Consider the following 6,518-nt stretch of genomic DNA (forward strand, 5'->3'; position numbering starts at 1 on the left):
ACCTCGACCCAAGTATCGTCTCCTTCCAAAGCGATCCGGGATACATCCATTTGTGCTTTCTTGTAGCCGGCACAAGGATGATCTAAGACAATCGCCTTCGTCTGCTCTTTTTTGATATAAAATGTATACGATTGAAACGATTCCTGAAACGTGCCTTGGACCAGCGCTTTATACGATTTATGAATCTTATGCTTTGCCATGGCCGCATTTAGGATCCGTAACGCTTTCGCATTTTTTGCCGCGATCACAAGTCCGCTGGTGTTTCGATCCAAACGATTGCAAAGAGCAGGCGAAAAACTATTTTCATTTTCCGGATCATACTCTTTCTTTTTCCACAAATAGTATCGAACTCGTTCTACTAAAGTATCTTGCCAGGTTGGCTGATCGCTTTGAGACAGCAATCCATAGGGTTTATTGACAATCAATAGATCCTGATTTTCATAAACCACCTCGATGGGCTTCGTTTCCCGAATCTGTTTTTTGGATCGTTCCGTTAAGACTTCGGGCGGAAGAAACAATAAGATCACATCTCCCGAACATAAGATTTGTTTGGGTTCGCAGCGTTTTCGATTTACTTTGATCTTTTTATTGCGGATCCCTTTATACATCATGGAAGTCGGCAAAGACGCAAACGTCTTTTGCAGAAAGCGATCCAGACGCTGCCCGGCATCATTATCTTTGACAAGGATCTCAACCATAGATAACCTCCAGGCATTCTTTTAAAGAATCCAAGACCGGCACACCGGACTTGGCAAGCCGCTGCCGGGATTGATGGCCTGTTGTGACCAACAGACAATGCGCTCCCAAGGCATCTGCCACTTCATGATCATGCAGACTGTCCCCAATAAACCAGATCTCATCATCCGGCTGGCAAGTTTTCTGATACTGTTTTGCTAAAGCTAACTTACTGCGGGCATAAATATCCTGGATCCCATATACATCCAAAAAAGAAGTCGGCAGTCCCACCGCCTGGATCTGGCGGTCCAGATAGTCTTTTTTACTGGCCGATAAGATCGTCTGATGGATCTGATCTTTCTGCACTTGCGACAGCACTTGTTGGGCATCTTCGACCAAATGACACTGATAGCTTTGTTTTTGGTACATTTCCATATACTCTTTGGCCAGTTGTGAAAAAGGCGTCACGGAAAAATCAAAGCCTAAAGCTTTATAATATTCTTCAATGGGAAACCCAAATACGTTTCGGTAAGCTTCAACATCCGGCAAAGGCTGACAATGATGAGAAGTCAGTACCGAATTGATGCACTGCAGACAGAGTTCTACATCATCAAATAAGGTTCCATTCCAGTCCCATACGATTCGTTTCATGTTTGATCACCTTCCTGATTATAGCATGTTCCTTCATTCGAAACCGCATTGTGAATTTGTTATCAATTTTTCTTTTTTTTATTCCATTTGTCCGATATAATGAAAAAGGTATAGAAAAGAAATCTAATAAGGAGGAACTATGCGCGGTATATATAATTCTGTCACCGATCTTCGTCGAAAAGTCTTTGCGGCCATCGCCAGCATGGCTTATGAAGATTGTGATGACTTGGCAAAACGAATCGAACAGATCCCTTACGAACTGTTACCGGGTGATAAAGCCACCTATCGTAACAGCATCTTCTTAGAGCGAGCCATCATTGGTGAACGTCTTCGTCTGGGAATGGGTCTTCCGACTCGGGATGCCGGTGAATTCAAAGCTCTTTCCGACGGTATTGAAGAAAGCGCTATCGGAGAAAAATATTACGATGATCCATTGATCAACATTATTAAATTCGCATGCAATGCCTGCCCCGAAAAGAAAGTGTTTGTGACCAATGCTTGTCAGGGATGTTTATCTCATCAATGTACAGAAGTTTGTCCTAAGGATGCGATCCATATCGTCGATGGAAGAAGTTATATCGATCAAGACAAGTGCATCAAATGTGGACGCTGTATGGAAGCTTGTCCGTATAAAGCCATCACAAAGATCGAGCGTCCGTGTGCCGCAAGCTGCGGAATGGATGCCATCAGCAGCGATGAAGACGGAAAAGCTGTGATTGATTACGATAAATGTGTCAGCTGTGGAATGTGCCTTGTCAACTGCCCGTTTGGAGCCATCGTCGACAAAGGGCAGATCTTCCAGACAATCTATGCGATGAAAGAAGGTCATCGTGTCGTGGCAGCCGTTGCGCCCGCTTTTGTCGGCCAGTTTGGTCCAAGCGTGACCCCGGAAAAATTAACGGCAGCTTTGAAACAGTTAGGTTTCTCCGATGTGGTGGAAGTTGCCATTGGAGCTGACCTTTGTACGATCGAAGAAGCCGAGGACTTCTTAGATAAAGTTCCGGAAAAGCAACCTTGGATGGCTACATCCTGTTGTCCGGCATGGTCGGTCATGGCTAAGAAACAATTCCCTCAATTCGCACCTTATATCTCCATGGCGCTGACGCCTATGGTCTTGACGGCCCGTATGATCAAAAAAGACGATCCAGATTGTAAAGTTGTCTTTATCGGACCTTGTGCTGCCAAGAAATTGGAAGCCAGCCGTAAATCGGTACGCAGCGACGTAGACTTCGTCTTGACCTTTGAAGAAGTCATGGGAATGTTCGTTGCCAAAGATGTCAAGCTTGAAGAAATCGAAGCCAACGATCCATTGAACAAAGGATCCAACCGCGGTCGTGAATTTGCGGTCAGCGGCGGTGTCGCAAAAGCCGTTAAATCTTTGATCAACAAAGAACATCCGGAAGTCGATGTCAAAGTGCAGGCTGCCGAAGGTCTTAAGAACTGTAAGACCATGTTGATGATGGCAAAAGCCGGACGCCTCAACGGTTACTTGTTAGAGGGTATGGCTTGTCCTGGCGGTTGTGTGGCAGGAGCCGGAACTTTACAGCCAATCGCAAAATCCAGTGCAGCCGTTAAAAAGTATGCCCAGGAAAACACTTTAGAAAATTCAGATGAAAGTGAATACGGACATCGCCTCCAGGAATTAACGGAATAAACATCAAATAGCCGATCGAATCAAAGATCGGCTATTTTTCTTGATCGATAAATTGAATATCCACGATATGTTCCAATAAGATCTTCTGCTTGACCAGTTGAAAACGACGGTTTTCTAAATCGATACAAGATACTTTCCCGGTCATCCGAAGATACGCCCCTTGATCCCAGTACTCGATCTGGAGCATATCCCCTACCCGGACCTGGTGGATCTTGCGATCCAGTTCCTCCAGATCATCTTCTGAAAGGATCCTTGGCGGTACTTGGATCCTTTCTTTTTCTTTCAACAGTTCCCGAAACCCTTTTAAGGCATCAAAAGACTGAAAAATATAAGCCCGCTGCTTTCGATCCATCATGCCCGGTGCCCTCCAATCGTAGTATTTCGATAACGCGCCGTCGCTGCCTCAAGCAGATTCATTCCTTTTAAAACCGCGTTCTTCCCGTACCGGTCTTTGATCTGGATCAATGTCTTTTGCAGTTTGTGTTCTTTTTCCAGAAACGATCGATCCGCAAACAAGTCCCACTGTTCATACATTTCATCTTGCAGATGTCCAAACGTGATCGCAATTTGACGAACCGGATACGCAGGATCACAGATCCGCTGAAATAAAAGACGATATTCCTCCATTAAGATCTGATAAGAATTGGTACGATTCGTGATCGTGCACGACCCTCGGCTTGGTTTGCGAATATTTTTTGAATATCCGATAAACAAGGAGATATGATCCGTCACCAAATGATTTCGCACTAAGCGCAGCACATGGGTGTCAACCATCTCTTTCAAGATCAAATACGCATCTTTAAATGGATAATCCGAAAACAAGATCTGGGAATAAGAAATTGAGTTTCCTTTCGGACGATACGCTTTGATATCCTGAATTTGTACCGGTTCCTTTCCCCAGGCGTGATCGATCAAAATTTCCGCATTGACACCAAACTCCCGATATAAGATCTCTTCGGGAAACCGCGTGATGCCCCACAGATCCCGAATTCCTAAACGAGCCAGATGCTGTGCCGTCCCTTGGGCAATCATCCAAAAATCAGTGATTGGCTGATAATGCCATAATTTTTGACGAAAGAGATCTTCGTCCAAAAAACCGATATGATCCTCCGATTGCTTGGCTAAAATATCCAGCGCAACCTTGGCCAAAAACAGATTGGTTCCTATGCCAATGGAGGCCGTGATCCCGGTTTGTGCAAATACATCTTGCACGATGCGAAGGGCCAATTCCTTGGGGGTCGTGTGATAGAGCGATAAATACGAAGAGATGTCGAAGAAAGACTCGTCAATAGAATAGACATGGATGTCTTCTTTTGCGATATATTTCAAAAAGATCCCATAGATTTTGGCGGCATATTCCATATAAAGATGCATCCGGGGCATCGCGATGATATAATCAATCGTCTCCGGGATCTCATAGATTCGACCGCGGCTCTTGATGCCCAGCTTTTTGATTGCCGGGGTAGCCGCCAGAGTAATAGCCCCTTTTCCTCTGGTTGGATCCGCAACGACAAGATTGATCTCAAAGGGATCCAATCCTCTTTCTACACATTCTACCGAAGCATAAAAAGATTTTAGATCGATGCATAAATAAATTTTTGAGGTTTCCATTTCGTTCTCCCTTCTATCTTGAAGTTTAATTTGAAGTTTTCTCATAAACAAGATAGATTTGGGAATTTTTTATAATTTTATGATTCTGTTTTCGCAAATTATGGATTTTTTTGATATTATAAACGCAAGGAAGTGAAAATATGACACTCAAAGAATTATTGATCCGGTATGAGATCGAAAACGATCTGAATCACGCCCAGCTGGCCAAGATCATCGGGGTCTCCACCTCGACTCTCTACCGCTGGATCGGCGGAGAAAGTACGGATCTTAAGAAAAGCACGCTCCAAAAACTGTCCCGTGTTTTAGGATATGATGTCGAAAGACTTCTTCATGAAGAAACATCCTCTTTAAAACCCATTCTGGGGACCGTTAAAGCGGGATACGATCTTTTTGCCCAGGAATTGATCGAAGGCTATGTGGAAGTCAACGGAAAAGATGCACCTCGCGGCGATTATTTCTTGCGGATCCAGGGGGATTCCATGGAAGGGTCGCATATTTATGACGGAGATCTGGTATTTGTCCGCCAATGCGATACGGTAGAGGACGGAAAAATCGCGGTCGTCCTGGTCGGTGACGAAGCCACGGTCAAGAAAGTTCGCTATAAAAACGATCTCATGATCCTGGAAGCTTCCAATCCGAAGTATGAACCCAAGTACTTCACGCCGCAGGAAATCGCCGAAATTCCCGTTCGGATCTTGGGACAAGTTCGCTTTGTCCGCACGGATTTTGATTAACAGTCTCTTTTGAGAAATCTTGATTTTTTGTATACTATTAATAAACAGGTCATAAAAAAGAAAGGAACACAACGATTTCAAACCTGGATCGCTGTATATTATACGATGAAACGTTTTTCTTATTATAAAGTCGCTGCCTGCACCCCTCCGGTATCCATCGCAGATCCCAAAGCCAACGCCCAGGCAATCATCGACTTGCTTCATAAACTGCCAAAGGATACCCAATGTGCTGTTTTTCCGGAATTGAGCTTGAGCGGTTATACATGCCAAGATCTGTTCTATGAACATATTCTCTTGGAAGGCTGTCTGCACGCCCTGGAAGATATTCTTTTCCATATGCCGGACAATCGTGTCGTGATCGTAGGCTTGCCGCTGGTTGTCGAAAACAAGCTCTATAACTGTGCGGCCGTTTGTTTTGATCACGAAGTCCTGGGCATCTATGCCAAGACTTATATTCCGATGTATAACGAATATTATGAGAAACGATGGTTTTCTTCCGGAAAAGAACTTCCCGAAAAGGCAACCATCACCCTTGGCGGAAAAGAAGTGCCGGTATCGAATCAGATCGTCTTTAAAGATAAGACAACATCGGCCTGCATTGGGGTGGAAATCTGCGAAGATCTTTGGGTAACAATTCCGGTCAGCTCTCGTCTGGCCTTAAAAGGCGCCAATATCTTATGCAACTGCAGTGCTTCCAATGAGATCATCGCCAAAGAAAGCTATCGCCGTGATCTTGTGATCCAGCAAAGTGCCAAAACGTACGGAGCTTATGTCTATGCCAGTGCCGGCCCGGATGAAAGTTCCAGCGACCTTGTTTTCAGCGGTCATGACTTGATTGCGGAAAATGGAAAACTTTTGGCCGAATCCAGTTTCCAAAAAGCGAAAGATCACATCATAGCCGAGATCGACCTGCAGCATTTAGAACAAGAACGCATTCATATCAAGACCAGCCAAGAGGAAATGTCAGGCCCGGTCCACATGGTAGAATTCTGCAGTCAGCCGATTGAATCCATCGAATTAAAGCGCCCTATTGATGCTTATCCTTTTGTTCCGGCCCAAAAAGAAAAAAGACTGGAACGCTGTCAGGCCATCTTGCGCATCCAGGCACAAGGTCTTGCGACCCGTCTTAAAAAGATCCATGGCTCCAGTGTCGTATTGGGAATCAGCGGCGGATTGGATTCCACTTTAGCTTT

General features: G+C 44.7%; 7 protein-coding genes. 3 read left to right on the forward strand and 4 right to left on the reverse strand.

Annotated elements, in window-relative coordinates; translation table 11 throughout:
- Together Q0J48_RS06150 and Q0J48_RS06155 are read right to left on the reverse strand one after the other, a co-directional pair.
- Positions 1-698: RluA family pseudouridine synthase (locus Q0J48_RS06150; RefSeq protein ID WP_296242550.1), on the reverse strand; the 698-nt coding region annotated here is incomplete at its 3' end.
- Positions 691-1,326, reverse strand: coding sequence for an HAD hydrolase-like protein (locus Q0J48_RS06155; RefSeq protein WP_296242551.1), 636 nt, complete (start codon positions 1,324-1,326; stop codon positions 691-693). The genes Q0J48_RS06155 and Q0J48_RS06150, both read right to left, overlap by 8 nt.
- A 139-nt stretch (positions 1,327-1,465) precedes the next feature.
- Between Q0J48_RS06155 and Q0J48_RS06160 the strand changes: the two genes are divergently transcribed.
- On the forward strand, positions 1,466-2,980 hold the full coding sequence (locus tag Q0J48_RS06160; RefSeq protein ID WP_296242552.1) for a 4Fe-4S dicluster domain-containing protein: 1,515 nt from the start codon (positions 1,466-1,468) through the stop codon (positions 2,978-2,980).
- Between the two features lie 31 nt (positions 2,981-3,011).
- Here the strand turns inward: Q0J48_RS06160 and Q0J48_RS06165 are convergent, their stop codons facing one another.
- Positions 3,012-3,335, reverse strand: a complete 324-nt coding sequence (locus Q0J48_RS06165) for a YolD-like family protein (protein ID WP_296242554.1) — start codon at positions 3,333-3,335, stop codon at positions 3,012-3,014.
- Positions 3,332-4,591, reverse strand: coding sequence for a DNA repair protein (locus tag Q0J48_RS06170; RefSeq protein WP_296242555.1), 1,260 nt, complete (start codon positions 4,589-4,591; stop codon positions 3,332-3,334). The genes Q0J48_RS06165 and Q0J48_RS06170 overlap by 4 nt, the downstream gene beginning before the upstream one ends.
- Before the next feature lie 140 nt (positions 4,592-4,731).
- Here Q0J48_RS06170 and Q0J48_RS06175 point away from each other — a divergent pair, with 140 nt between their 5' ends.
- Both Q0J48_RS06175 and Q0J48_RS06180 read left to right on the forward strand, forming a co-directional pair.
- Entirely contained in the window at positions 4,732-5,325 is a 594-nt protein-coding gene (locus tag Q0J48_RS06175) for a LexA family transcriptional regulator (protein ID WP_296242556.1), read from the forward strand.
- Between the two features lie 105 nt (positions 5,326-5,430).
- On the forward strand, positions 5,431-6,518 hold a 1,088-nt coding region (locus Q0J48_RS06180), incomplete at its 3' end, for a nitrilase-related carbon-nitrogen hydrolase (protein ID WP_296242558.1).

Origin of the sequence: uncultured Faecalicoccus sp. (genome assembly GCF_944325745.1) — a bacterium.
Classification (GTDB): domain Bacteria; phylum Bacillota_I; class Bacilli_A; order Erysipelotrichales; family Erysipelotrichaceae; genus Faecalicoccus.

Coding starts and splice junctions, on each gene's coding strand:
- Q0J48_RS06165 (WP_296242554.1), bottom strand. CDS start 3,335: ATGATGGATCGAAAGCAGCGGGCTTATATTTTTCAGTCTTTTGATGCC.
- Q0J48_RS06170 (WP_296242555.1), bottom strand. CDS start 4,591: ATGGAAACCTCAAAAATTTATTTATGCATCGATCTAAAATCTTTTTAT.
- Q0J48_RS06175 (WP_296242556.1), top strand. CDS start 4,732: ATGACACTCAAAGAATTATTGATCCGGTATGAGATCGAAAACGATCTG.
- Q0J48_RS06155 (WP_296242551.1), bottom strand. CDS start 1,326: ATGAAACGAATCGTATGGGACTGGAATGGAACCTTATTTGATGATGTA.
- Q0J48_RS06160 (WP_296242552.1), top strand. CDS start 1,466: ATGCGCGGTATATATAATTCTGTCACCGATCTTCGTCGAAAAGTCTTT.